General features: G+C 64.4%; 22 protein-coding genes. 9 read left to right on the forward strand and 13 right to left on the reverse strand.

Annotation, left to right across the window (positions count from 1 at the left end):
• Window positions 1-101 precede the first annotated feature (101 nt).
• From AC0L3K_RS02565 to AC0L3K_RS02575, 3 genes are all read right to left on the reverse strand, one after another.
• On the reverse strand, window positions 102-581 hold the full coding sequence (locus tag AC0L3K_RS02565) for a GcrA family cell cycle regulator (RefSeq protein ID WP_007603455.1): 480 nt from the start codon (window positions 579-581) through the stop codon (window positions 102-104).
• A gap of 72 nt (window positions 582-653) precedes the next feature.
• On the reverse strand, window positions 654-851 hold the full coding sequence (locus AC0L3K_RS02570; protein ID WP_007603456.1) for a hypothetical protein: 198 nt from the start codon (window positions 849-851) through the stop codon (window positions 654-656).
• 199 nt (window positions 852-1,050) lie between these two features.
• Window positions 1,051-1,992 carry an acetamidase/formamidase family protein gene (locus AC0L3K_RS02575; RefSeq protein ID WP_219682250.1) on the reverse strand — a complete coding sequence of 314 codons (942 nt, stop codon included), beginning with the start codon at window positions 1,990-1,992 and terminating at the stop codon, window positions 1,051-1,053.
• Window positions 1,993-2,174: 182 nt separating this feature from the next.
• Between AC0L3K_RS02575 and AC0L3K_RS02580 the strand changes: the two genes are divergently transcribed.
• Genes AC0L3K_RS02580 through AC0L3K_RS02595 form a run of 4 tightly spaced genes read left to right on the forward strand, consistent with a single transcriptional unit; the run spans window position 2,175 to window position 6,158 of the window.
• Complete coding sequence (locus AC0L3K_RS02580; protein ID WP_246648835.1) at window positions 2,175-2,924, forward strand: YdcF family protein; 750 nt, start codon at window positions 2,175-2,177, stop codon at window positions 2,922-2,924.
• 56 nt (window positions 2,925-2,980) lie between these two features.
• A complete protein-coding gene (locus AC0L3K_RS02585; RefSeq protein ID WP_219682248.1) occupies window positions 2,981-3,763 on the forward strand; it encodes a DUF169 domain-containing protein in 783 nt (260 codons plus the stop codon).
• Window positions 3,764-3,777: 14 nt separating this feature from the next.
• Window positions 3,778-4,956, forward strand: a complete 1,179-nt coding sequence (locus AC0L3K_RS02590) for a saccharopine dehydrogenase family protein (protein WP_007603461.1) — start codon at window positions 3,778-3,780, stop codon at window positions 4,954-4,956.
• A 26-nt stretch (window positions 4,957-4,982) separates the two neighbouring features.
• Window positions 4,983-6,158, forward strand: coding sequence for a saccharopine dehydrogenase family protein (locus tag AC0L3K_RS02595; RefSeq protein ID WP_007603462.1), 1,176 nt, complete (start codon window positions 4,983-4,985; stop codon window positions 6,156-6,158).
• On the opposite strand, the gene AC0L3K_RS02600 is transcribed toward AC0L3K_RS02595, so the two are convergent.
• A complete protein-coding gene (locus AC0L3K_RS02600; protein ID WP_007603463.1) occupies window positions 6,142-6,615 on the reverse strand; it encodes a hypothetical protein in 474 nt (157 codons plus the stop codon). The genes AC0L3K_RS02595 and AC0L3K_RS02600 overlap by 17 nt on opposite strands.
• 118 nt (window positions 6,616-6,733) lie before the next feature.
• On the opposite strand from AC0L3K_RS02600, the gene AC0L3K_RS02605 reads away from it, so the two are divergent.
• Complete coding sequence (locus AC0L3K_RS02605) at window positions 6,734-7,207, forward strand: MarR family winged helix-turn-helix transcriptional regulator (protein WP_007603464.1); 474 nt, start codon at window positions 6,734-6,736, stop codon at window positions 7,205-7,207.
• Window positions 7,208-7,274: 67 nt separating this feature from the next.
• Here AC0L3K_RS02605 and AC0L3K_RS02610 read toward each other — a convergent pair whose 3' ends face one another.
• The 3 genes from AC0L3K_RS02610 to AC0L3K_RS02620 all read right to left on the reverse strand — a co-directional run bounded on the left by AC0L3K_RS02610 (window position 7,275) and on the right by AC0L3K_RS02620 (window position 10,461).
• Window positions 7,275-8,231 (reverse strand): quinone oxidoreductase family protein, encoded by a 957-nt coding sequence (locus AC0L3K_RS02610; RefSeq protein WP_473365456.1) that lies wholly within the window; start codon window positions 8,229-8,231, stop codon window positions 7,275-7,277.
• Window positions 8,232-8,234: 3 nt separating this feature from the next.
• Window positions 8,235-9,131, reverse strand: coding sequence for an SDR family oxidoreductase (locus tag AC0L3K_RS02615; protein ID WP_219682245.1), 897 nt, complete (start codon window positions 9,129-9,131; stop codon window positions 8,235-8,237).
• 133 nt (window positions 9,132-9,264) lie between these two features.
• Window positions 9,265-10,461, reverse strand: coding sequence for an FAD-dependent monooxygenase (locus AC0L3K_RS02620; RefSeq protein WP_473365457.1), 1,197 nt, complete (start codon window positions 10,459-10,461; stop codon window positions 9,265-9,267).
• Between the two features lie 146 nt (window positions 10,462-10,607).
• Here AC0L3K_RS02620 and AC0L3K_RS02625 point away from each other — a divergent pair, with 146 nt between their 5' ends.
• Window positions 10,608-11,084, forward strand: coding sequence for a MarR family winged helix-turn-helix transcriptional regulator (locus AC0L3K_RS02625; RefSeq protein WP_473365488.1), 477 nt, complete (start codon window positions 10,608-10,610; stop codon window positions 11,082-11,084).
• Here AC0L3K_RS02625 and AC0L3K_RS02630 read toward each other — a convergent pair.
• The 3 genes from AC0L3K_RS02630 to AC0L3K_RS02640 all read right to left on the reverse strand — a co-directional run bounded on the left by AC0L3K_RS02630 (window position 11,053) and on the right by AC0L3K_RS02640 (window position 15,274).
• A complete protein-coding gene (locus AC0L3K_RS02630) occupies window positions 11,053-12,309 on the reverse strand; it encodes an O-antigen ligase family protein (RefSeq protein ID WP_473365458.1) in 1,257 nt (418 codons plus the stop codon). The genes AC0L3K_RS02625 and AC0L3K_RS02630 overlap by 32 nt on opposite strands.
• Window positions 12,310-12,469: 160 nt before the next feature.
• Window positions 12,470-14,020: an undecaprenyl-phosphate glucose phosphotransferase gene (locus AC0L3K_RS02635; RefSeq protein ID WP_473255092.1), complete on the reverse strand. Its 1,551-nt coding sequence runs from the start codon at window positions 14,018-14,020 to the stop codon at window positions 12,470-12,472.
• 120 nt (window positions 14,021-14,140) lie between these two features.
• The gene (locus AC0L3K_RS02640; protein ID WP_354128900.1) at window positions 14,141-15,274 is read right to left on the reverse strand and encodes a glycosyltransferase family 4 protein; all 1,134 of its coding nucleotides are present in this window, start codon (window positions 15,272-15,274) and stop codon (window positions 14,141-14,143) included.
• Window positions 15,275-15,477: 203 nt separating this feature from the next.
• Here AC0L3K_RS02640 and AC0L3K_RS02645 point away from each other — a divergent pair, with 203 nt between their 5' ends.
• Complete coding sequence (locus AC0L3K_RS02645) at window positions 15,478-17,748, forward strand: GumC family protein (RefSeq protein ID WP_473365459.1); 2,271 nt, start codon at window positions 15,478-15,480, stop codon at window positions 17,746-17,748.
• A 201-nt stretch (window positions 17,749-17,949) separates the two neighbouring features.
• Here the strand turns inward: AC0L3K_RS02645 and AC0L3K_RS02650 are convergent, their stop codons facing one another.
• Window positions 17,950-19,131 carry a GNAT family N-acetyltransferase gene (locus tag AC0L3K_RS02650; RefSeq protein ID WP_473365460.1) on the reverse strand — a complete coding sequence of 394 codons (1,182 nt, stop codon included), beginning with the start codon at window positions 19,129-19,131 and terminating at the stop codon, window positions 17,950-17,952.
• Window positions 19,132-19,254: 123 nt separating this feature from the next.
• On the opposite strand from AC0L3K_RS02650, the gene AC0L3K_RS02655 reads away from it, so the two are divergent.
• Window positions 19,255-20,298 carry a polysaccharide deacetylase family protein gene (locus tag AC0L3K_RS02655; protein WP_473365461.1) on the forward strand — a complete coding sequence of 348 codons (1,044 nt, stop codon included), beginning with the start codon at window positions 19,255-19,257 and terminating at the stop codon, window positions 20,296-20,298.
• 21 nt (window positions 20,299-20,319) lie between these two features.
• Here the strand turns inward: AC0L3K_RS02655 and AC0L3K_RS02660 are convergent, their stop codons facing one another.
• Window positions 20,320-20,541 (reverse strand): DUF2842 domain-containing protein, encoded by a 222-nt coding sequence (locus AC0L3K_RS02660; RefSeq protein WP_007603477.1) that lies wholly within the window; start codon window positions 20,539-20,541, stop codon window positions 20,320-20,322.
• Window positions 20,542-20,649: 108 nt separating this feature from the next.
• Here AC0L3K_RS02660 and AC0L3K_RS02665 point away from each other — a divergent pair, with 108 nt between their 5' ends.
• Window positions 20,650-21,732: a COX15/CtaA family protein gene (locus AC0L3K_RS02665; protein WP_473365462.1), complete on the forward strand. Its 1,083-nt coding sequence runs from the start codon at window positions 20,650-20,652 to the stop codon at window positions 21,730-21,732.
• Window positions 21,733-21,745: 13 nt separating this feature from the next.
• On the opposite strand, the gene AC0L3K_RS02670 is transcribed toward AC0L3K_RS02665, so the two are convergent.
• Window positions 21,746-22,090: a hypothetical protein gene (locus AC0L3K_RS02670; RefSeq protein ID WP_473365463.1), complete on the reverse strand. Its 345-nt coding sequence runs from the start codon at window positions 22,088-22,090 to the stop codon at window positions 21,746-21,748.
• Window positions 22,091-22,095: the final 5 nt, after the last annotated feature.

Below are 22,095 nucleotides of genomic sequence, written 5' to 3' on the forward strand. Positions count from 1 at the left end.
GACGAAAGTTGCGGCTCTGACTTGATGCTAAACCTCCAGAAACCTCCGGCAATGCCCTGCCGGAGGTTTTTCGTTTGAGGACACGGCTCTAGGATATGGTTCTAAGCGCGCATGACGCGCGCGCGGGAATTCGGCCGGTAGGCGAGGCGGCTGTGGCCGGCGCAATAGGACTGGCCGTCGGGCGCGGAGTTGCCGCAGAAGCAGAAATCGTCGGCGCCGGGCGTCGAGATCGGCCAACGGCAGCGGTTCTCGGCAAGTTCGAGTAGCGAGCAGCGATTGGCGTCGTCGATCGGAGCGGCGACCATCGGCGCACTGGTCTCGCCATAGATCGTGGCGAGCATCTCGTATTGCAGCCGCGGCACGGTCCGCGGCGTGCGCGAAGGCGCCAAGCCCCTGTCCTGAACCTTGCGGTCGTCGATGGTCCGGCCGCGCGTCAGATTGAGGCGAGACAGCTTGCCGATCACGGCATTGCGGCTGACGCCGATGTCGGCGGCGATCTCGCGGCAGGAGAGGCCGGCCTCGAAATGCTGCTTCAAAAGTTCAAGTCGTTCGTCGGTCCAGGTTGGTGAGAGAACAGGCATTGGTGCGGTCCCAGGTTGCAGATGTCGGCCATCCGCCTCTCGAGATCCGTCCGCCTCACGTTCGGCGCGCGCTCACGTCCTGCCATTGTCGCGGATCGACAAAAGCCCGTCCTTGATGGCGAGACGGATGCCTTCCTCGATCAAGGTACGTGCGACGCCGGGAACGCTGGTGCCGTGGGTGCCCTGTCTCACCAGCTTCTCCAGATAGGTGATGGTCGAGAGCGCCAAGGTTACGGGAATGCGGTCAGTCTCGGCTTTTTCGGTGGCCATGGACGAACGCTAGCCTCATACGCGGGTACATAAAAGTTACGATTAAGACTCTATTTAGGTTTAGAGGCAGAAGTCAAATGCAGGCTGCGGCCCGTGTTCAGCCTGTTGGAATCGCGAGGGAAATTAGGCATGACAAGGCACGCCGCGCGGCAGGCAGGCGGCGGCGTAGCTTCGACCGGTCAGGCGTGGGCGGGTCGGCTCAGCCGTGCACGATCGCCTTTTCGATCATGCAATGGATGCCCTTGGAGCCGTTGACGGTTTGGGTCACCCGCAGATCAGCCGCCAGGCTGCACAGCGTATAGGCGTCCTCGCGCGTCAAATTGCGCCTTTCGCCGAGCAGCACGATCATGTCGCGCAGCGCCCGCACCACGCACTGGTCGAGGTCGGGGTCCATGGCCATGGTCATGTAGTGCGTCGCCGTCTCGCCACGGGGATAGTCGAGCCTGAGGTCCTTGCGCAGCGTCAGGCGAAAGCGGCCCTGGAGTGCGGTCTCGATCGCGGTGACGCAGACCTCGCCGTCGCCCTGCACGCCATGGCCGTCGCCGCAGGAGAACAGCGCGCCCGGGACGAACACCGGCAGGTACAGCGTCGCCCCGGCGCCAAGCTCCTTGTTGTCGAGATTGCCGCCCATGGCGCGCGGGACCAGCGAGGAGATGCGGCCCCAGGCGGGAGGCGGTGAAACGCCCATGACGCCGAAGAACGGCTTGAGCGGCAGGTCGAGCCCCCACGGCATGCGGGCGACCATCCGCGACCGGTCGAGCGGGATGTTGAGGATGCGCGTCTCGTGGAAATCGTCGGGCAGGGTGCCGGACAGCGGCTTGATCATGTTCCAGCCCCAATCCTGCCGGAGCTGAACGTCGAGGATCTCGACCGCGAGCACGTCGCCAGGCTCGGCCCCCTCGACCGCGATCGGGCCGGTGAGGATATGGCCGGGGAGCATGCGCTCGTTTTCGGCATGAACCTCGTGCATCTCGGGCGGAATGTGAAACTTGCTGCGGTCGGGCAGCATATCCGGACCGCCGCTGATGGTGTCGACCGTGACCTCGTCGCCGCTCGCGATGGTGAGGACGGGCTTGAGCGCAGCCTCGAAGAAGCCCCAATGACAGGTCTCGGGGCTGGAATGCAGGTGGTGATGGGTCATGTGGCGTCCGTCCGTTTCACAGGCCCGGGCTTGACCAGGCAATCGATCCTCTTCCAAGAAGCTTTCTGAAGATCGACGGGCGGGTCAAGCCCGCGCGCAACAGGCACGACCATTCCAGCGAGGCTCCCCTGCTTTTTGTCCTGTCCAAGACCCTCGGCGCCGCGGTGCTGCCGATCAACTTGATGATCGAGCTCGGAATCGTCTCGGTCGTCCTGATGGCGACGCGCTTTGCCGCCTTCGGCCGCAAGCTCGCCGCGGCCACGCTGATCATGCTGGCGCTCGCCGCGTTTTCGCCGCTCGGCAACCTCTTGCTCTATCCGCTGGAGTCGCGTTTTCCGCCGTGGGATCCGTCGCGCGGTGCGCCCGACGGCATCATCGTGCTCGGCGGCTCGGTCGACACCGATCTGTCGGCGGCACACCGCACGCCGGTCGTGGCGCACGCGGCCGATCGCCTGTTTGCGCCGGCCGAGCTCGCGCGCCGCTATCCGAACACGCGCGTTGTTTTCACCGGGGGCACCGCGAACCTGGTTTCGACGGACTCCCGGGAGGCCGACTACTCCGCGCCGATCCTGGAGAATCTGGGCATCGCGAAGCAGCGCCTGATCCTCGAGCGGGACTCTCGCAACACCTACGAGAATGCGATCTTCACCAGGCAATTGGTATCACCGAAACCGGGCGAACGCTGGCTCCTGGTCACCTCGGCCTTTCACATGCCGCGTTCGATGGGGATCTTTCGCAAGGCGGGATTTGACGTCGAAGCCTATCCCGTAGACTGGCGAATGGGCGGCCGTGACGATCTCTTCTCTTTCACCAATGTCGGCACGGACGGGCTCGGCCGAACCGAGGTCGCCGTGCGCGAATGGATCGGGCTCCTCGCCTACCGCCTGATGGGCCGCACTGGCGAGTTGCTCCCGGGACCGGCGAAGGACTAGAACCGTTCAACAAGCAATATCAGCGCCGGCGCGCGACTGCCGGCCGGGAGGACGCCATGCAACAGCAGAGTGCAGACAGCATCGATCTTGCCGGCCTCGTCGCCGATCTCAACAGCCTGTTGCGGCTGAAGACCACGGTGATCGGCATGAAGCTGTTCGCGCGGACCGCGGACATGGAGGCAATCCCGAAGATCCGGCGGCCGAACGCGGTCCACACCACCGACCAGATCGTCAGCATGGCTGCGCGTCTGGGCTGGACTGTCGGCATCACCGCCGACGATCTCGTCGGCGCGCAGTGCCGCGCGGTGATCGGCCTTGCACCGCAGGATGAGAAATGGCTCGCCGGCGAAAACTATGTCGGGGTCTGGCACGGCACGGCCGAGGACGCGCGCAAGCGCCAGGAGGCGCTGGACGTGGTTCCGTTCGGGCAATATCAGGCGCTCGCGGTCAGTCCGCTGGCGAGCGGCCGGCTCGATCCGCCGGACATCTGTCTCGTCTATGCGACGCCGGGGCAGATGATCATCCTGATCAACGGGCTGCAATATACCGGCTACAAGAAGTTCGAATGGGGCGTGGTCGGCGAGACCGCCTGCGCCGATTCCTGGGGCAGGGCGCTCAAAAGCGGCGAGCCCAGCCTGTCCTTGCCATGCTATGCCGAACGGCGCTATGGCGGCGTGCCGGACGAGGAGATGCTGATGGCCTTGAAGCCCGAGCATCTCGCCAAGGCGGTTGTGGGCATGAAGGCGTTGGCCAAGAACGGACTGCGTTATCCGATCCCGCCCTATGGTATCCAAAGCGACGTCCGTGCCGGCATGGGCGTGAGCTACGCGAAGAAGTAAAGCAAAGGCCGACCATGAGCTCTGCGAAATTCGACATCGTCGTCTATGGCGCGACCGGTTTTACCGGCCAGCTCGTCGCCGAATACCTGACCCAGCATTACAAGAGCGACCATTCGCTCAAATGGGCGATGGCGGGCCGCAGCCTCGGCAAGCTGAAATCGGTCCGCGATGCGATCGGCGCGCCCGGGAATACAGAGCTTATTGTCGCGGATGCGTCGGATGCGGCCTCGCTGAAGGCGATGGCGGAACGGACGATGTCGGTGATCACCACCGTCGGGCCGTATCAGCTCTACGGTGAGGAACTGCTCGCGGCCTGCGTGGCCACGGGCACGGATTATTTCGATCTCTGCGGCGAGCCGATCTGGATGCGCCAGATGATCGACAAGTACGAGGCGGCTGCAAAAGAGAGCGGCGCGCGGATCGTGTTTTCCTGCGGCTACGATTCCGTGCCGTTCGAGCTCGGCACGTTCTTCGTCCAGGAAGAAGCCAAACGTGTGTTCGGCGCGCCGGCCTCGCGGGTGAAAGGGCGTGTGCGCGACATGCGCGGCACGCTCTCGGGCGGCACCGCCGCGAGCGCGAAGGCGACCTTCGATGCGGTGGCCAAGGATCTCAGCCTTGTCGCCATTCTCAACGATCATTTTGCGCTGACGCCCGGCTTCACCGGCCCGAAGCAGCCGAAAGGCAACAGGGCCGCCTTCGAGGAGGACCTGCAATCCTGGGCGGCGCCGTTCATGATGGCGCTGATCAACACGCGCAACGTTCACCGCTCCAACATGCTGATGGGATTTCCCTACGGCCAGGACTTCGTCTACGACGAGATGGTCCTGACCGGTCCCGGCGAGAAGGGCGAGGCCAACGCCAAGCTCGTGATGGCTGCCAATGCGGGCAAGACCGGCCCCGACGCACCGAAGCCCGGCGAGGGGCCGTCGAAAGAAGAGCGCGACAACGGTCTGTTCGATCTGCTCTATATCGCGATCGCGCCCGATGGCCGCATGGTTCGCGCCGGCGTCACCGGCGACCGCGATCCCGGCTACGGGTCGACCTCGAAGATGATCTCCGAATGCGCGATCTGCATGCTGCGTGACACGACCGACGTCGCAGCCGGCTTCTGGACCCCGGGCGCGGCGATGCAGCACAAGCTGATCAAGCGGCTGCAGGAGAATGCTGGGCTGACCTTCGCTGTGGAAGCTTAAAGCCCACGATCCCAGGAAGCCGATCCGTGTCCGCAAAATTCGACATCGTCGTCTACGGCGCAACCGGATATACTGGCCAGCTCGTCGCCGAGTACCTGGCCGCGCATTACGTCGGTGACGGCGCGCCGACATGGGCGATGGCGGGTCGCAGCAGTGACAAGCTCGCATTGGTCCGCGATGCGATCGGCGCGCCTGCCGACACGCCGCTCATCGTTGCGGACGCAGCCGATTCTACGTCATTGCGGGCGATGGTCGATCAGGCGAAGCTGGTCGTCACCACGGTCGGTCCATACCAGCTCTATGGCTCCGATCTGCTTGCCGCCTGCGTCGCGTCGGGCACCGACTACATGGATCTCTGCGGCGAGCCGATCTGGCTGAAGCAGATGATCGACAAGCATGAAGCCGCAGCGAAAGCGAGCGCCGCCCGGATCCTGTTCTCCTGCGGATTCGACTCGGTGCCGTTCGAGCTCGGTGCGTTCTTCGTGCAAGAGCAGGCCAAGCGCGCGTTCGGCGCACCGGCACCGCGCGTCAAGGGCCGCGTCCGCGACCTCAGCTGGAAATTCTCCGGCGGCACTTCGGCAAGTGCAAGGGTCACCTTTGAGGCGGTGGCGCAGGACCTCAGCCTGGTGTCGATCCTCAAAGACCCATTTGCCTTCACGCCGGGCTTCGAGGGACCGAAACAGCCGCGCGGCAACAGGCCCATCTTCGAGGAGGACCTGCAATCCTGGTCCGCACCGTTCGCGATGGCGATCCTCAACACGCGCAATGTCCATCGCTCCAACTTGCTGATGGGATTCCCGTATGGCCGGGATTTTGTCTACGACGAAATGGTGCTGACGGGGGCGGGGGAGGAAGGGCAGGCCAACGCCAAGCGCGTCATGGCCGCTAACAGCGAAAAGACCGGTCCTGAAGCGCTCAAGCCCGGCGAGGGCCCCTCAAAGGAGGAGCGCGACAACGGTCATTACGACCTGCTCTATGTCGCGATTGCTTCCGATGGCCGTCAGGTTCGCGCGGCAGTCAAGGGCGATCTCGATCCGGGTTATGCGTCGACGGCGAAGATCATCTCCGAATGCGCAATCTGCCTGTTGCGCGACACGCCGAACGTAGAGGCCGGCCTCTGGACTCCGGGAGCAGCGATGCAGCACAGGCTGATCAAGCGGCTGCAGGAGAATGCAGGGCTGACGTTCACGGTGGAGAAGTAGCTGTCACCTTCCCTTCTCCCAGGCGGCGAAACCGACCTTTCATCCTCAAGCCGTCTCGCGTGTTGAGCACGAGCAAGGTGATGTTCACAGCTCCTGCGGCAAGCTCGACAGCCTGCACCGCATAGAAGACTGCATCAAACTCGGCGGCGCTCGCCTTATGTGCGAGGAACAGTGCGGCGGGGACGAGGACCAGGACGCCATTGCCGGCGATCAGCGGCATTCGCTTGATCTTGGCGCCGACCAGGCCGGCTCGCCGACCCCGTGCCAGCGTAAGGCCCGTGCCCCCCGCCGCCGCCAGCGCCGGGACCAGCAAAAGAAAGCCCCATGGTATGGCGGTCTTGACGGCGGTGATGACGGCTTGGGATGCGAAAAGCTCGCTGAGTGCGGTCGACAACCAAAATGTCGAGATGGTCAGAAGCGCGATTGCGCCAGCAATGGGATGGATCACCTTGATCATGATTGGGTTCCCTTGACCGAAGACGGCCAGCCTGTTCAATGTGACATGATGATGTCGATATTTATGCTACAGAGAGCCATATTGACATTATGATGTCAACTAAGGTCATGGTAACAATATGCGCGCTACCAAGCGATCCCCGGCCGGTGATGCTTTGACTGAGCTCATTCTCGATCTGTTCAGGGTCAACAACCTGACCGTGACGTGGGGCGACCGGCTGGTCGCTCCGCTCGGCCTGACCAGCGCGCGCTGGCAAATTCTGGGGGCAATCGTAGCCGCGGACCGCGCCCAGCCGGTCGCCTGGCTCGCCCGCGACCTCGGAGCGAACCGCCAGAACGTTCAGCGCATCGTCAATGACCTGGCCCAGGAAGGGCTCGTTACGTTCGAGCCCAATCCACATCACCGTCGCGCGCACCTTGTGGTGCTGACGGACAAGGGACGGAAGACTTACGACGCTGCCATCCGCCTGTATGACCCCAGAGTCAACTCCCTGGTGCAAGGTCTCCCGATGGAAGACCTCAGGATCGCCGGTCGCCTCATGAAGGCGCTGCGCAAGAAGCTTGAAGACGAGGAGAGTGCTACAGGCGCCTGAGCGAATCCTCGTGCCGACGTCCGCTCACGTGGAGCCGAATGATCGGGGATTCGAAGATTGAGCAGGTCTATGGTCGGAAGACAATCCGGTGGTCATCCGCAGCGTCGTTCCAGGCCTCGGCTATCGCCGTGAGGGGCAACGTCTTCACCGGGGTGTCAAAACCGCCGGCTGGCAGAGCCGCCAAAAGTTCTCCGGCCCCCGAGATCAGTTCCGAAATCGAGAGACTGCCGATCCCGCTGCCAAGAATCTCCAGGCCAGAGCTGCGCAGCGCATGCGCCGAAAGTGGGATTGTTTCTCCAGCGATTGAGCCGAGCTGGACGTAACGAATGGCAGGTTCTCCACTGCGAGATCCGCGTCCGTCCGTTGCCGCAGCGATGACTCTGGTTGCGGGCTCCCCCCAGCGATAGTCGAGAACTACATCGATCTTTCCGGAGAACGCGCGTTGCAGCGAAGCGTCCACATTTTCGTCCAGTCGGATTGTCTCGACCGTCTTGGGGAACGCGGCGAGCTTGGTTGCATTTCGCCCGGTCACGATGATCCTGCTGGCGCCCAGATAGGAGGCGATCTGAACCGCCAGGCTTCCCGCCGACCCGGTCGCACCGTTAATCAGCACGGCCTCGCTCCGCACGAACTTCGCACGGCGCGTGAGCGCAACCCACGAAGAGAGCCCGCTGGTTACGACGGCAGCCGCCCGCGCGTCGTCAATACCATCGGGCACAGGCACGGTCGCGCTCGATGCGACCAGCGACTTCTCCGCCATGGAGCCGAACGGGGACTTGGGAAATATGAAATACACCCGTTCACCGGTGGAATTCATCCCAACCCCATCGACACCAGGCACGAAGCCAGCGCTGCCCGAACTGGTATTGCTCGTGTAGTGCTTGCCCGCGGCGAGACTTTTCACGATCGGGCTCAGCGGCGCGGCGAGAACGTCGATGACCGTTTCGCCAGCCTCCGCGCAAGGCTCTGCAAACTCGCCAAAGGTCGGTGAAGAACCAAACGAATGAACAATTGCAGCTCGCATTGACTATCCCTTCACGGCGACAGGCGGTGGCGCTTGGAGGGCCACCGCTGCAAGTGCATCGGAGACCGCCGCGCGCAACGGCGTCGTCGGACGACCAATAAGGTCGCTCAAGTCGCGCCGATCGTCGAACAGATCGCCCTTTGCCGCTGCGATGTCGAACCCGACGAGCATGCGCGCCACCGGCTCGGGAAGGTCCGCGCCAATGAGCGCCTCACCAAACCCTGCTTCCGACATGTTCCTGTAGACGATTGGTTTGCCTGTCTGGCGCGCAACTTCGGCCGCCAGTTCGGCAAGCGTGTAGGGCTCGTCGCCCGCCAATTCGTAAACCTTGCCCGATTGATCCTCCCGCGACGTCAGGACTGCGGCGGCGGCATCCGCGTAGTCGAGGCGGCTCGCCGACGCGATGCGCGCTTCGCCGGCGCAGCCGACAAACGCACCATGCGCAAGCGCCATTGGCAACGCGCCGAGATAGTTTTCGGTGTACCAGCCGTTGCGCAGCAACACATATGGCACGCCGCTCGCCTTCAGCAGCGTCTCGGTCGCCCGATGATCGGCGGCAAGCTCCAGTGTCGAAATGTCTGCATGCAGCAAGCTGGTATAGGCGATTAGCTCAACCCCAGATTCCTTCGCCGCGGTGATCGCGTTCTCATGCTGGCGAACCCGCTTGCCGGGCTCGCCGGCCGAGATCAGCAACAGCTTCCTTACGCCGGCGAAAGCACGTTCCAGGCCCGTGGGATCGTCGTAGTCGCCTGGGCGGACGGCAGCACCTTCAGCCTTGAAGGCCTCTGCTTTGGCTGGATCTCGGACGACGGCTGTAATCTGCTGTGCTGGCACAGCCTTCAACAAGGAATGGATGACAAGCCGGCCGAGTTGGCCGGTGGCACCGGTCACTGCAATCATGGGATGGTCTTTCCAATATGGTTATGCAGCTTATGGATGTGACATTGGTTATAATGACTATGTTTCAACGCTCTGCGACTGGTTCTTCTTGCGCCGTCCATGACGCGGCCGAGTACGGTTCGACCTGATGCGCTTACACCGCCCGCGCGTCGTACGCGTACATGAACTCCATGCTCTTTGCGCCCAGGGGCAGCAGCCACTTCATCATTTGATTTCGCATCCACGCGCCGGTGGCGCTGAACTCGCGCTTGCTGTTGCCGTTGCGGCGGGCCATGGCGACGATCTTTTCCGTGCGAGGGCGTCGTTCGGCCTCGAAGGCCTGGAAGGTGACGCCGAGCTCCTGGCCTTGCTGCATCAACCGGGCGAGGCGCATCGCATCTTCCAGCGCGAGCGAGGCGCCCTGGCCGGCATGCGGGCTGGTCGCATGGGCGGCATCGCCGATCAGCAGCGAGCGCTTGCGCGACCAGGTCGGCAGGGTGGCGACGTCGAGCGTGTCGGTGACCACGATGTTCTCGGCTGCATCGATGATGCCAGGGATCGGGTCGTGCCAGCCGCGGTGGAAACCGCGCAGGTGCTGCTTCAGCGTTGCATCGTCGAGCGCGCGAAACATCGCCGCGTCCATGCCGTGCGCCGGCTGCGTGCTCCACCACATCACGCCGTCGTTCGGATCGGGACTGCAATAGCCATAGCCGAAGAAGCCGCTCTGCCCGAACGTGGTCTCGACGTGCCGACCGATCGGTCGGCCACCGAGGACGGCGTGCGGCACGAAGCCGCCGAAGCCGATCAGGCCGGTGTCGAACGGTTGCGGCCCGTCCGGCACCACTTGGCGGCGCGTCACTGAGTGCACGCCGTCGGCGCCGATCAGGAAGTCGCCTTCGGCCGTGGTGCCGTCGGCGAAGTAGGCGATGATCGGCTGGTCGCCGCGATCCTCGATCTTGATCAGGCGCTTCTGGAAATAGAGTGAAACGCACGCGCACCAGGCCTTGTCGATCAGCATCTCGTTCAGCGTGGCGCGGCAGACATTGACCGCGGGCTGGCCGAAACGCCGCGCCATGTCGCGGTTGATCGAGCCGAGCCTCTCTCCGCTTTGCGAATAGAATTCGAAGGACTCCGCGATCGAGCCGCGGCTGATCAGCTCGTTCGAAAGGCCGATCTCGTCCATGACCTGCATGCCGTTCGGTGCGATCTGAAGGCCGCCGCCGATGCCTTTCGAATAGGGCCAGGCCTCGTAGATCGCGGACTCGATGCCGGCGCGGCGCAGCAGGATGGCTGCCACGGGCCCGGCGATGCCGGCGCCGATGATCAGGGCCTTGCGGGGAGGATAGGACATGGCTTGCTCCTGACGTTTCCGTGGTGCTAGGAGAATTATGGTCGCTAAATATCTTAGTGACTAAGATATATATTTACTAAGATACGAGGTCTGCCTTGTCAAGGACGAAGGCGCGCGCTGCGCTGCTGCAGGAACTCGAGGAGGCGATGCGCAGATCGTCCGCGCAGGGCGTGCTCTATGGCCAGACCGTTGCGAACGTTGCCGGAATTGCCAATTCCGACCTTGAATGCATGGACATCCTGTATCTGGAAGGCCGTGTCACCGCCGGCCGGCTCGCCGAAGTCACGGGGCTCACGACCGGCGCCATCACCGGCGTGGTCGACCGGCTCGAGAAGGCGGGCCTGGTCCGTCGTGAGCGCGACGATGCCGACCGTCGCAAGGTCTTCATTGCCGTCGTGCCGGAGGCGATAGAAAGACTCGGCCAGTTCTACGTGCCGATGCAGCAGGCGATGGAGAGTGTTTTTGGCGGCTATTCCGACCAGGAATTGCGCCTGCTGCTGCGCTTCGCCAATGAGGGCTACAAGGGCGTGCTGGCGGCGACTGCGGCGCTTAAGGGCCTGCTCGATACGCCGCCGGAAAAGCGTCCCACTCTCAAGCTGAAGAAGCTTCGTCGCCAGCCCTAGCCTTGTAGACCTGTGCAGCCGCGATCATGCCCCACATCGCGCCCAGCATCATCCAGAAGTGCCGCCAGTGGTCGGTGTCGATCACGAAGCTTTCGCCGACGGTGCCGACGAAGGCCGAGAACACCGCAAGATAAGCGCGCTGCCACGGCACAGGCACGAAGATGTGCCTGACACCCATGATGACAGTCGTGAAGACCAGCGCGGGATAGCAGATGCCGGACAGCCAGCCGCCGGACATGAAGGCGTTGAGATAGGAGTTGTGGGTGTCCTCGGGGAAGAAGCGGTGAAATTGCAGAGGGCCGATCCCGAACGGCAGGTCGAGCGCCATCTCCGCTCCCAGGATGTGCCGGCCGAACCGGCCGAACCTGCCTTCGTCATAGCTCTGGTCGAAGCTCGCGCGCTGCTTGAACATCTCGGCGGTGGAATCGAACGACATCAACACCGCGATCAGCGCGAGGCCCAGCACCGCGGCGAGGATCGCCATGACGATGATGCGCGAGCGCTGCGCGTTGGTGCGGCTGGTCAGCACCATCAGCGCCAGCATGAAGGCGGATGTCAGCACCAGCCCGCCCCAGGCGGCGCGGGAGAACGCGAGCAGGATCGCCAGCGACATGATGCCGAAGGCGATGACGTTGCGAAACGCCTTGCCGGCCTTGTCGGAAACCACGCTCTGCAGCGAGAACAGTGCCGGCAGGATCAGGAAGGCGCCGAGCACGTTCGGATCCTTGAAGGTGCCGCGCGCGCGTCCATACAGCGTGAGGAGATCGTCGCCGCCGGGAACCAGGTGGAAGTAGCCGGCGACAGCCGAGAGCGAGGCGACCATCGCGCCGACCACGAGCCCGCGGCGGAGCATGTCAAGCCGGGCCGCGGTGTCCTCCGACGTGACCATGGCGAAGAACACGACTGTCACCGCCATGTACCAGGAGGTCGCAATCCAGCTCACCACCTCGGACTGCTCGAACAGCGGGACCGCGCTGATCGTGTAGCCGACATTGAGCAGAATCAGCATCAGCACCAGCGGCATCAAAGCGAGCCGCAGACGCAGGCCGGTGGCGAAGAAGGTGACGGTGGCCAGCAGCGTCACGATCTCGTAGGGGCTCGGCTCGATGAAGACGATCGCGCCGGAGGCGCCGACCAGCCATACCAGCGCGCGCTGGAGCGCCAGCACGCCGGGCGCAGCGCGAACGGCTGCATTCATCTCCCCGGCTGTTGCCGCATACGCCATCACATGCTCACGCTATTCTTACCACACAACTTCCGCCGTCATGCCCCGCGAAGGCGGGGCATCCAGCACTCCGAGCCCTTCGTGGCAGTTTCCACTGCCGGTGATTACTGGATCGCCCGGTCAAGCCGGGCGATGACAGCGTGGCTCCGGCACGACAAACTCAATACGCGTTCTCGTTCTTGGTCAGCAGCGAGATCGGCGTCTTCAGCAGAATGACGAGATCGAACAGCACCGACCAGTTCTCGATGTAATAGAGGTCGAACTCGACGCGTTTCTGGATCTTCTCTTCATTATCGATCTCGCCGCGCCAGCCGTTGATCTGGGCCCAGCCGGTGATGCCGGGCTTGACCCGATGGCGGGCGAAATAGCCGTCGACGGCTTCGTCGAACAGGCGGCTCTGCAGCTTGCCCTGCACCGCATGTGGACGCGGGCCGACCAAAGAGAGATCGCCGGAGAAGACCACGTTGAAGAGCTGCGGCAACTCGTCGAGGCTGGTCTTGCGGATGAAGCGGCCGACGCGGGTGACGCGCGAGTCGTTCTTGGTCACGACCTTCGAGGCCGTCGGATCAGCCTGGTGATGGTACATCGAGCGAAACTTGTAGACGTCGATGCGCTCGTTGTTGAAGCCGAAGCGCTTTTGTCGGAACAGCACGGGGCCGGGGCTGTCGAGCTTCACGGCCATCGCCACCAATCCCATCACCGGCAAGGCCACGAGCAGCGCGAGGGTGCCGACCACGCGGTCGAACAGCCATTTCATCACCAGGTCCCAGTCGGTGATCGGCGCCTCGAACACGTCGAGCGTCGGTACCTCGCCGATATAGGAATAGGAGCGGGGACGGAAGCGCAGCTTGTTGGTATGCGCGGAGAGGCGGATGTCCACCGGCAGCACCCAGAGTTTCTTCAGCATCTCTAGGATGCGCGTCTCGGCGGAGATCGGCAGAGCGAACAGCACGAGATCGACGCGGGTGCGGCGGGCGAACTCGACGATGTCGTCGACCTTGCCGAGCTTGCGCGCGCCGGCACAGGTGTCGAGCGCGCGGCTGTCGTTGCGGTCGTCGAACACGCCGAGTACGTGGATGTCGGAATCCTCCTGCCCTTTCAGGGCCTCGACCAATTGTTCGCCGTTGCGGTCGGAGCCGACGATGATAGTGCGTCGGTCGAGCCGGCCCTCGCGCCCCCAGGCGCGCACCAGCGAGCGCAGCACCAGACGCTCGCAGAGGAGCGCGGCAAGCCCGAGGACGTAAAAGGCGGCAAGCCACAGCCGCGATATTTCGCTGCCGAACTTGGCGAAGAAGGAGATGCCGATGAACAGCAGGAAGACGAACGACCAGGACGAGATCATCCGAGTCATCTGCCGGAGCTGACCACGGAACAGCTGCACCTGATAGATGTCGGCGGCCTGGAAGCAGACCACGGCGGAGATCGCGACGGCGATGATCTGCGCGGGATAGATCCAACTGAAGGAGCCGGCGTGCGGCATGACATAGCCGAGATAGAGTACGATGCCGACGAGGCTCAGCAGCGCGAAATCGGCGAGGCGTACGAAGCCGGTGATCACGATCGGCGAATAGGCGCGGGCGACCTTCTGGTTGACGACGTCAAGCGCGGCGAGCGAGAGCCGCTGGCGGCGCTCCACAAAGGGCTGGTCAGCCGGCTTCGCCGCGGCGCTGGTCGCGGCATCGAGCATCGAGCGTGCGTTGAGCGGTTCCACGGGAGTCCACGTCCATTCCAAAAACCCGCGGGCCGCGTCCTTGCGCCCCGGGCGAGCATCCCCTGGGCCTTGGATTATCGGACAAATCGGAAGATTCTCTAAAGCGGGTCTTAAGAATGGTTAGTGATTGGTAAATGCGTCGCGATAGCCCGCGAGCACGCCCTCGACCATCGCCTGCTGGGAGAAATGCGCGGAGATGCGCTCGCGAAGTGACGAGGCGCGCTGCGCTGTTCCCAGCGGATTATCGAGCGCGGCCGCAATCGCTTCCGCCATGGCCTCCGCGTTGCTCGGCGCAAACAGCGCCGGGTTCTCCGCGCCGAAAATCTCGGGAATGCCGCCGATCTTGGACGCGATCATCGGAATGCCGGCGGCACCGGCCTCGATCACGACATAGGGCATGGAATCGCCACGCGAGGGAACGACCAGCAGCCGCCCCTTGGAGAAGCCGTAGCGTGCCTTGACGTGACCGATGAAGCGGATGGCGCTGGAGAGGCCGAGCCGCTCGACTTGCGCTTTCAGCGCCGCGGTCTCCTCACCATCGCCGCCGAGCGTCAGTGTGACCTTCTTGCCGCCCTCGTGTAGGCGCGCCACCGCTTCGACCAGCAGATCGGCGCCCTTGATGTGCCTGAACTCACCGACATAAGCGAGGTCGGTGGCGTCGTCGGCCATGATGACAGGTTCGAATTCCTCCGGCGTCACGCCATTGAAGACGCAATGCACCACGCCCTTCGGCTTGCCGACGATGCGCTGATAGGTGTCGCGGGCAAACGCGCTTTCGAACAGGAACAGGTCGGTCGCGTCCATCAGCGCACGCTCGAGCCGCGCGTAAAACTCGCCCTTGAAAGTGTTGAGGGGATAATGCAACGAGCCGCCATGCGGGGTGTAGATGCGGATGGTGTCGTCGGATCGCCGCCGCATTCGGATGAAAGCGCCGGCCTTGGCGCCGTGGCCATGCATCACGTCGGGCTTGAGCGTGGCGATCAGGCGCCGCAAGCGAAACCAGACCAGGACATCGTCAGGCGACGGTTCGCGGCGGATCGCCATCCGGTGCACGCCGAGTTTCAGCCGCGGTGCGAGTTCGGCAAGGGCCTTGTCGGCGCGTTCACCGCCGGTGAGACTGTCGGCGAGGATGCCGACATGGTGGCCACGATCGACCTGACCGTTGGCGACGTCGAGGATGTGGCGGAAGATGCCGCCGACCGGAGCGCGCACGGCGTGCAGGATGCGAAGCGGCTGGTCGGGAGAGGGGGGCATGATCAAAACCAGCGCTCGACGGCGAATGCTCGAACAATCTGACGAAATATCGAGACGGATTAAGAGCCCTCGTGGTTAACAAACGGTGACGGAAGTACCCGCGTGAGTTGCCGGGCGCTGCGATTAACCCAGCGGCAACCTTAATGGAGTGTAATCGCCTCGGTTGAGGTAGGTTCGTGGCGTTGCGCCTGCGGGAGTGTTCGATGCGTTTAGCGTTCTGGCGTGCCGGCAAGGACAAGGCGGTGGTCGAGCGGGCTGTCGCGAAGGCCGCAGCCAAGCGGGCCGAGCTCGAGCCCCCGATTGAAGCAAAGCCTGCGCCCATCGCACCGAGGCCCGCGCCAGTCGAGTCCGGCGACATCGACCTGCACGCGCTCGGCGCGGCATTGGCGCGCAAGCGCAGCTGGATCATCGTGCCGACGGTGCTGGCGCTCGTCGCATCGGTCGCGATCGTCAATCTCATCACGCCGCGCTACAAGTCGGAATCCCGTATCCTGATCGACGGCCGCGAGAACGTGTTTCTGCGCCCCAACAGCGATCGCGCCGAGGAACGGCAGGCGCTCGACGCCGAAGCCGTCACCAGCCAGGTGCAGCTCGTGCTGTCGCGCGATCTCGCGCGCGAGATCATCAAGAAGAACAAGCTTGCGGAGCGGCCCGAGTTCGATCCCGTGCTGCAAGGCATTTCGCCGCTGAAGTCGCTTGCGGCGCTGGTCGGCATCGGCCGCGATCCGTTCTCGATGACGCCGGAAGAGCGCGTGCTGGACGCCTATTACGAGCGCCTCCAGGCCTACGCCGTCGACAAGTCGCGCGTGATCGTGATCGAATTCCAGTCTGCCGATCCCGATCTCGCCGTGCGCGTCGCCAATTCGATCGCCGACGGCTATCTCGTGCTCCAGCAGGATGCGCGCCAGGATCAGGCCCGAAACGCCAGCCAGTGGTATGCCGGCAGGATCGACGAGCTGCGACGGAACGTCTCCGAGGCCGAAGCGAAGGCCGAGGACTTCCGCTCAAAGTCGAGCCTGTTCGTCGGCACCAACAACACGACTCTGTCGAACCAGCAGATGGGCGAGGTCAACACCCAGCTCAACAATGCGCGCGCGCTCAAGGCCGACGCCGAGTCCAAGGCGCGCCTGATCCGCGAGATGATTCAGAGCGGCAAGCCGATCGAATCGTCGGAAGTGCTGAACTCGGAATCGATGCGCACGCCTTCGCAGCAGCGCGTGGCGTTGCGGGCCCAGCTGGCCGAGCAATCCTCGACGCTGCTCGGCAACCATCCGCGCATCAAGGAATTGAAGGCGCAGCTCGCCGACCTCGACACCCAGATCCGCGACGAGGCCGCCAAGCTTGCCCGCACGCTCGAAAACGATGCGCGCGCCGCCAGCGGGCGCGTCCAGGAATTATCCGCAAGCCTGGAGCAGCTCAAGAAGCAGGCGACGGCCACCAACGGCCAGGACGTGCAGCTCCGCGCCCTCGAGCGTGAGGCGAAGGCCCAGCGCGACCTGCTCGAAACCTATCTGGCGAAATACCGTGAAGCCAACACCCGCGAGACCATCGACACCGCGCCGACAGATGGCCGCATCATCTCGCGCGCCATCGTTTCGAACACGCCGGCCTATCCGAAGAAGCTGCCGATCGTGCTGATCGCGACGATCGCGACACTGCTGCTCTCGTCCGGCGTCGTCGTCACCGGAGAGTTGCTGCGCCAGACTGCGCCCCGGGCGGTCGCGGTGTTCGCGCCAGCGCGGGCGTCGGCTCGCCAGGAACAAATCGTCCAACCAGCGGTCGTCGAGCCCTTTGCCGATCCGGTCGTCGATCCAGTCATGGCAGAACCCGCGCCGCTCCAGCCGGAGATGACGGCCGATGCCGATGTCACCGCATTCGCGGAGATCGAGCATCTGGCCGACAGCCTCCGCGCCGCCGGAGCCATGGCGAAGAAGGTTACGGTACTCGGCACTGCCAGCGGCGAAGCCATCACGCTGTCGACGCTGACCTTGGCCCGGCACCTGGCGCGCGATGCGCGGGTCGTCGTGGTCGATCTTGCCGCGTCCTCGCCGACCATGGCCGCCGTGTCCGTCGATGCCTCGGCCCCCGGTCTCGCCGAACTGATGCAGGGCGAGGCGTCGTTCGCGCAGATCATCACCCGGGACAAGCTTTCGCGGCTGCATCTGGTCATGGCCGGCCGTCCCGGCTTCGATCGCAGCCTGTTGCAGTCGCCGCGCGTGACGCTCGCGATCGACGCGCTGCTGCGCGCCTACGACCACGTGCTGCTCGATGCCGGCAGTGCCTCCGACCTTCCGGCTGAGCTCCTGACGGCGAATGCCCGCGCCGTCGTGGTGCCCGACGCGTCGATGACGGCGGATGCGCGCGCGCTGATGCGCGAGCAGCTCAGCGCCGTCGGCTTCAGCGAAGTGACGATGCTGAGCAGGCCGGTGCAGCCGTCGGATGCGAGGGATGCGCCGCGGGTCGTGGCGGCGTGATGTTCTTGCCTCTCCGTGGGGACCGAGCGAGCGCCTCGTCCTTCGAGACGACCGCTTCGCGGTCTCCTCAGGATGAGGCTTGGCTAAATCGGAATCCGTTGAAGCTGCTGCCGCGAACTCTGTCCTCATCCTGAGGGCCCGCCAGACGCGGGCGTCTCGAAGGATGGGCCGCAGGGGAGCGTTTCCCAACCGCAGAATTTCTTACCCGAACGCTCGCCGCAGCCGCTGCGCGAGCTCGAACAGCATCTGGTTCTGTTTCACCAGCCGCTTGCCGTGGCTCAGCGAGGACATCGCCATCGCCGCGAATTTTCCACGTGACGTCAGCGGAACGAAACTGTCGAAGATGTCCTGGTCGTCCTTGCAGAACATCCGCTTGTACTCGTCCGAGCCGATGCCGAGGTCGAGCGAGCGGTGGCCGCGCTCGGCGCAGCGGTCGATGATGTAGCGCATCAGGATCAGCCCGGGGCTGTAGCGGGCGTGCTCGGACATCGTGTAGGTGTTGAACATCATCGAGAAGCGCTGGCCGTCGGCGACGCCGGCGAAGATCGCGATCACCTCGTCGTCGCATTCGAGCGCATGGATGTCGATGACGCGGCCGTCACCGCGTGACGCAAGGCAGGCGCTGCGGACGAATTGCTCGACGCCGGGCTCGGCGAAGACATTGGGAAGCTTCTGCTCGGCCATCCGCGCCGGCTTGACGCGGAAGAACCAGTCGAGCAGGCGGGTGATGTCCGCGTCGGTGGTCGCCAAATGATAGCGATAGCCGGCGAGCGCCTGGAGCTTCTTCTCCTTGCTCTTGAGGCGGCGGCGGAAGGAGTTGCTGATCCGCGATGCCGGGGGGCCGCCCGGTTCCATCGTGAGCAGCGGGCAGCCGTTGATCGCGCTCTGGCGCGGCAAATGCGCGAACGGGTTCTGCTGGTCGTTCCAGCGCAGAGGCTGCTGCGTCAATGCGAGCACGTCGGCATGCTCGCCAAGCGGCGCAAACAGCGCGTCGAGATCGCCGATGCCGACCTGCGCTGCAAATTCGGCGTTCCACAGGCCCATGTTGAAGGTCGTATGCTTGCCGCCCATGAAGCAGGCCGTGCGCACGCCGTGGTTCTGGCGCAGCGAGAGCGGCAGCAGCAGCAGCGGCTGATGCTCGGCGTCGCGGGCAATGACGATGAAAGGGCGGGCGCGTTCGTGCTCCCCGACCAGACGCTGCCAGGGACTGAGCAGATCAAACCGCTGATAGGGCGTGAAGAGGTGACCGGGTTGCTCGAAGGCGCGCCAGACGGCCTCGGCCGCGCCGAGATCGGTCACGATATCGACATGCGCGATACGGCCCGCTTTCGACCGCGCTGGCAATTCCGCCGTCCGGCTTTGCATCGCCGCAGCCATGGTCATTCGCGAACCTGTCGAGAAAAAATATGCGTAATTCGGCCTGTGGCCGACCTTTGCAAAGAAATGTCAACAAAGGGTAATGACTATAAGAGGGGGAACGGTCGCCGACGGGCGCGAGGTGGGACATTGGCATCCGACGACAGATGGCTGGAACGGCTGCGCCTTGAGCTGACCTGGTTCACAGGCCAGGCTGCGCTGCGCAGTCGTGGTGCCGGCGCCATCCTGCGCTTTGCGCATGTGCGGCCGCGGCGGCGCGGCGGGTTTCAGCCGTCGCGCGAGAACGAGATCACGCCGCATTTCCTCGATCGCGCCATTCGCGCGCTGAAGCGGTGGAAGTATGATTTTATCGGCATGGACGAGGTCTGCCGGCGCGCGGTGACGCTGTCGGAACACCGCCGCTTCGTGGCGCTCACTTTCGACGGCGCCGGCAAGGATCTGATCGACTTTGCCTATCCGGTGCTGGCGCGCCACGCCGTGCCCCTCACGATCTACGTGCCCACGGCGTTTCCCGATGGCGTCGGCGAGGCCTGGTGGCTCGGCCTCGAACAGGTGATCGCGCGCGAGAGCCGTGTCAGCCTGATGATGGGCGAGAAGGAGCAGCGCTTCACTGTCGCTGATAACGCCGGGAAGCAGGCGCTGTTTTCGTTCGTCGAGGCCTGGCTGCACTCGCTGCCGCCGGCGGATGTGTCGGCTGCGATCGCAGATCTCTGCACGCGCTACCGGGTCGACCTTGCCGCGCTCTCACGCGAGGCATCGATGAATTGGGAGGATCTGGCGAGGCTTGCGGCCGATCCGCTGGTGACGATCGGCAGCGCGACCGTGAACTATCCCGTTCTCGCCAACATGAAGGATGCGGCCGCGCTGCGCGAGATGACGATGGGCAAGGCGGTGGCGGAGGCGGCCTTCGCTCGCGACATCCGGCATCTCGCCTTTCCGTTCGGCGATCGCGCCTCGTTCCGGCGCAGCCATGTCATCATGGCGGAGGAGGCCGGCTTTGCCAGTGCTGTGACGACGATCCCGGGCGTCGTGGACGCGGAGGGCCGCACCAATCTGCGCGCGTTGCCGCGCATTTGCTGGGATGGCCGGGTGCGCTCGCTGCGCATGATGCGGGTGCTGGTGTCGGGCACGGCCTTTGCGCCGGTGAAGCCGACGGGCACTGCGACACCCTAAAAGCGCTACGAACTGGAAGCGCTACGAGCTCGACTTGGCCCGGTCGGGCCGCTGCATCCAGCTCACGATCGGCATCGCCGGCAGCACCCAGCCCATGCCGACCACCACGTAGTAGATTGCCTGCCGCCAGCCGGACTCGGCGATCCACGGCATCTGCGCGAGCGCCATGCCGAGCAGCGCCCAGACGGTGGCGAGCACCAGGAGCAGGATGGTGCCGAGGAACTTGCGGGTGCGGATCGTCATGACGGAATGTCGCGGCTTTCGCGTAACTTGCGCTGCGGGAGCGGGGGACTATAAGGGGCACGCAGTTTGGTTCAAGCCTTGCCGGTTCAAGCTCTGGTTTTGCCTCGAATGACGACGATTTCCGCCCCGTCCGAGCCGCATCGCGCCGTGCGCTGGTGGCTGATCTCAGTGGCTGCGCTGATTGCGCTGATGGTGCTGGTCGGCGGTGCGACGCGGCTGACGGAATCCGGGCTCTCGATCGTCGAATGGAAGCCGGTCACGGGCAGCGTGCCGCCACTCTCGGAAACGCAGTGGACGGCGGCCTTCGAGGCCTACAAGAAGATCCCGCAATATCGCGAGCTCAAAGCCGGCATGAGCCTGTCCGAGTTCAAGGAGATCTTCTGGTGGGAATGGAGCCACCGGTTGCTCGGCCGTTTCATCGGCGTCGCCTATCTGTTGCCGTTCCTGTTCTTCCTCTGGCGCGGCGGCCTGTCCGGTGATTTGAAGCGGCGGCTGTGGCTGTTGTTCGGGCTCGGCGGGCTCCAGGGCGCGGTCGGCTGGTGGATGGTGGCCTCGGGGCTGTCTGAACGCGTCGAGGTGTCGCAATATCGGCTGGCGACGCATCTTGTGCTCGCGCTCATCATCTTCGCCGGCATCGTCTGGACGGTGCGGCGGCTCGCAGAACGGCCGCAAATTGCGGCGTCGTCGCCGCTGCGCTTCACGAGCGGCTTGCTCCTCGTCGTGACCTTTATCCAGATCTATTTCGGTGCGCTGGTTGCCGGCCTGCGCGCCGGTCGCGCCTACAACACCTGGCCGCAGATCGACGGTGCGTTCATTCCCTCAGGGGAGCGGCTGTGGTTCGAGACGCCGTGGTGGCGCAACATGTTCGACAATGTGCTGACGGTGCAGTTCGAGCACCGCATGACGGCCTATGCGCTGTTGGCGCTGGCGGCGTTGCACGCGTTCGATGCGGTGCGTTCACGCGCGGGATCCGCGGCGCGCGGCGCGCTCTTGCTGCTGGGCGCGATAAGCCTGCAAGCATTGCTCGGCATCCTCACGCTGCTCAACCAGGTGCCGATTGATCTCGCGCTCGCACATCAGGCGGTCGCGATCGTGGTGCTGACGCTTGCGGTGACGCAGATGGAGCGGCTCGCTCCACGGCATTCAACCGAAGCGCAGCCGCGCGCGGTTCCCATCGGTCAGGCCGGCTGATCGGATCTGCTCTTCAGCAATAGCCGTAGATGCCGCACGAGTAGGGCAGGCGCCAGAAATAATCGACCTGCTTCCCGCCGTAATACGAGCCCTGGTAATCGTAGTCCCAGGGACGGCCGTAATAGCCCGGCAGCGTGTGCGAGCCCGGCAGCAGTGGTGTACCCGGCAAATTGCGGATGTAGCTGCCGATGCCGTAGGCCGGCGAGATCAGCGCATCCGGATCGGTCTCGACATAGACCTGCGGCGGCTCCTGTGGCGGAGCGGCAGCCCGTCGCCTCGGCGTGGCCGGCAAATCGGCGGCAATCGCAGCTGAGACCGTCAGCATCGCCGCAAGGGCAGGCACCGTCCAGCGCAGCATCGTCG

It is taken from the genome of Bradyrhizobium sp. MI1.10 (assembly GCF_055811035.1).

Excerpts from the sequence above, each read along its gene's own strand:
- AC0L3K_RS02610 (WP_473365456.1), bottom strand. The coding sequence starts at position 8,231 with ATGCGAGCTGCAATTGTTCATTCGTTTGGTTCTTCACCGACCTTTGGC.
- AC0L3K_RS02660 (WP_007603477.1), bottom strand. The coding sequence starts at position 20,541 with ATGACGATCCGCACCCGCAAGTTCCTCGGCACCATCCTGCTCCTGGTG.
- AC0L3K_RS02630 (WP_473365458.1), bottom strand. The coding sequence starts at position 12,309 with ATGGCGTATGCGGCAACAGCCGGGGAGATGAATGCAGCCGTTCGCGCT.
- AC0L3K_RS02650 (WP_473365460.1), bottom strand. The coding sequence starts at position 19,131 with ATGACCATGGCTGCGGCGATGCAAAGCCGGACGGCGGAATTGCCAGCG.
- AC0L3K_RS02565 (WP_007603455.1), bottom strand. The coding sequence starts at position 581 with ATGCCTGTTCTCTCACCAACCTGGACCGACGAACGACTTGAACTTTTG.
- AC0L3K_RS02605 (WP_007603464.1), top strand. The coding sequence starts at position 6,734 with ATGCGCGCTACCAAGCGATCCCCGGCCGGTGATGCTTTGACTGAGCTC.
- AC0L3K_RS02570 (WP_007603456.1), bottom strand. The coding sequence starts at position 851 with ATGGCCACCGAAAAAGCCGAGACTGACCGCATTCCCGTAACCTTGGCG.
- AC0L3K_RS02580 (WP_246648835.1), top strand. The coding sequence starts at position 2,175 with ATGATCGAGCTCGGAATCGTCTCGGTCGTCCTGATGGCGACGCGCTTT.
- AC0L3K_RS02585 (WP_219682248.1), top strand. The coding sequence starts at position 2,981 with ATGCAACAGCAGAGTGCAGACAGCATCGATCTTGCCGGCCTCGTCGCC.
- AC0L3K_RS02615 (WP_219682245.1), bottom strand. The coding sequence starts at position 9,131 with ATGATTGCAGTGACCGGTGCCACCGGCCAACTCGGCCGGCTTGTCATC.
- AC0L3K_RS02620 (WP_473365457.1), bottom strand. The coding sequence starts at position 10,461 with ATGTCCTATCCTCCCCGCAAGGCCCTGATCATCGGCGCCGGCATCGCC.
- AC0L3K_RS02600 (WP_007603463.1), bottom strand. The coding sequence starts at position 6,615 with ATGATCAAGGTGATCCATCCCATTGCTGGCGCAATCGCGCTTCTGACC.
- AC0L3K_RS02590 (WP_007603461.1), top strand. The coding sequence starts at position 3,778 with ATGAGCTCTGCGAAATTCGACATCGTCGTCTATGGCGCGACCGGTTTT.
- AC0L3K_RS02645 (WP_473365459.1), top strand. The coding sequence starts at position 15,478 with ATGCGTTTAGCGTTCTGGCGTGCCGGCAAGGACAAGGCGGTGGTCGAG.
- AC0L3K_RS02665 (WP_473365462.1), top strand. The coding sequence starts at position 20,650 with ATGACGACGATTTCCGCCCCGTCCGAGCCGCATCGCGCCGTGCGCTGG.
- AC0L3K_RS02670 (WP_473365463.1), bottom strand. The coding sequence starts at position 22,090 with ATGCTGCGCTGGACGGTGCCTGCCCTTGCGGCGATGCTGACGGTCTCA.
- AC0L3K_RS02575 (WP_219682250.1), bottom strand. The coding sequence starts at position 1,992 with ATGACCCATCACCACCTGCATTCCAGCCCCGAGACCTGTCATTGGGGC.
- AC0L3K_RS02625 (WP_473365488.1), top strand. The coding sequence starts at position 10,608 with ATGCGCAGATCGTCCGCGCAGGGCGTGCTCTATGGCCAGACCGTTGCG.
- AC0L3K_RS02640 (WP_354128900.1), bottom strand. The coding sequence starts at position 15,274 with ATGCCCCCCTCTCCCGACCAGCCGCTTCGCATCCTGCACGCCGTGCGC.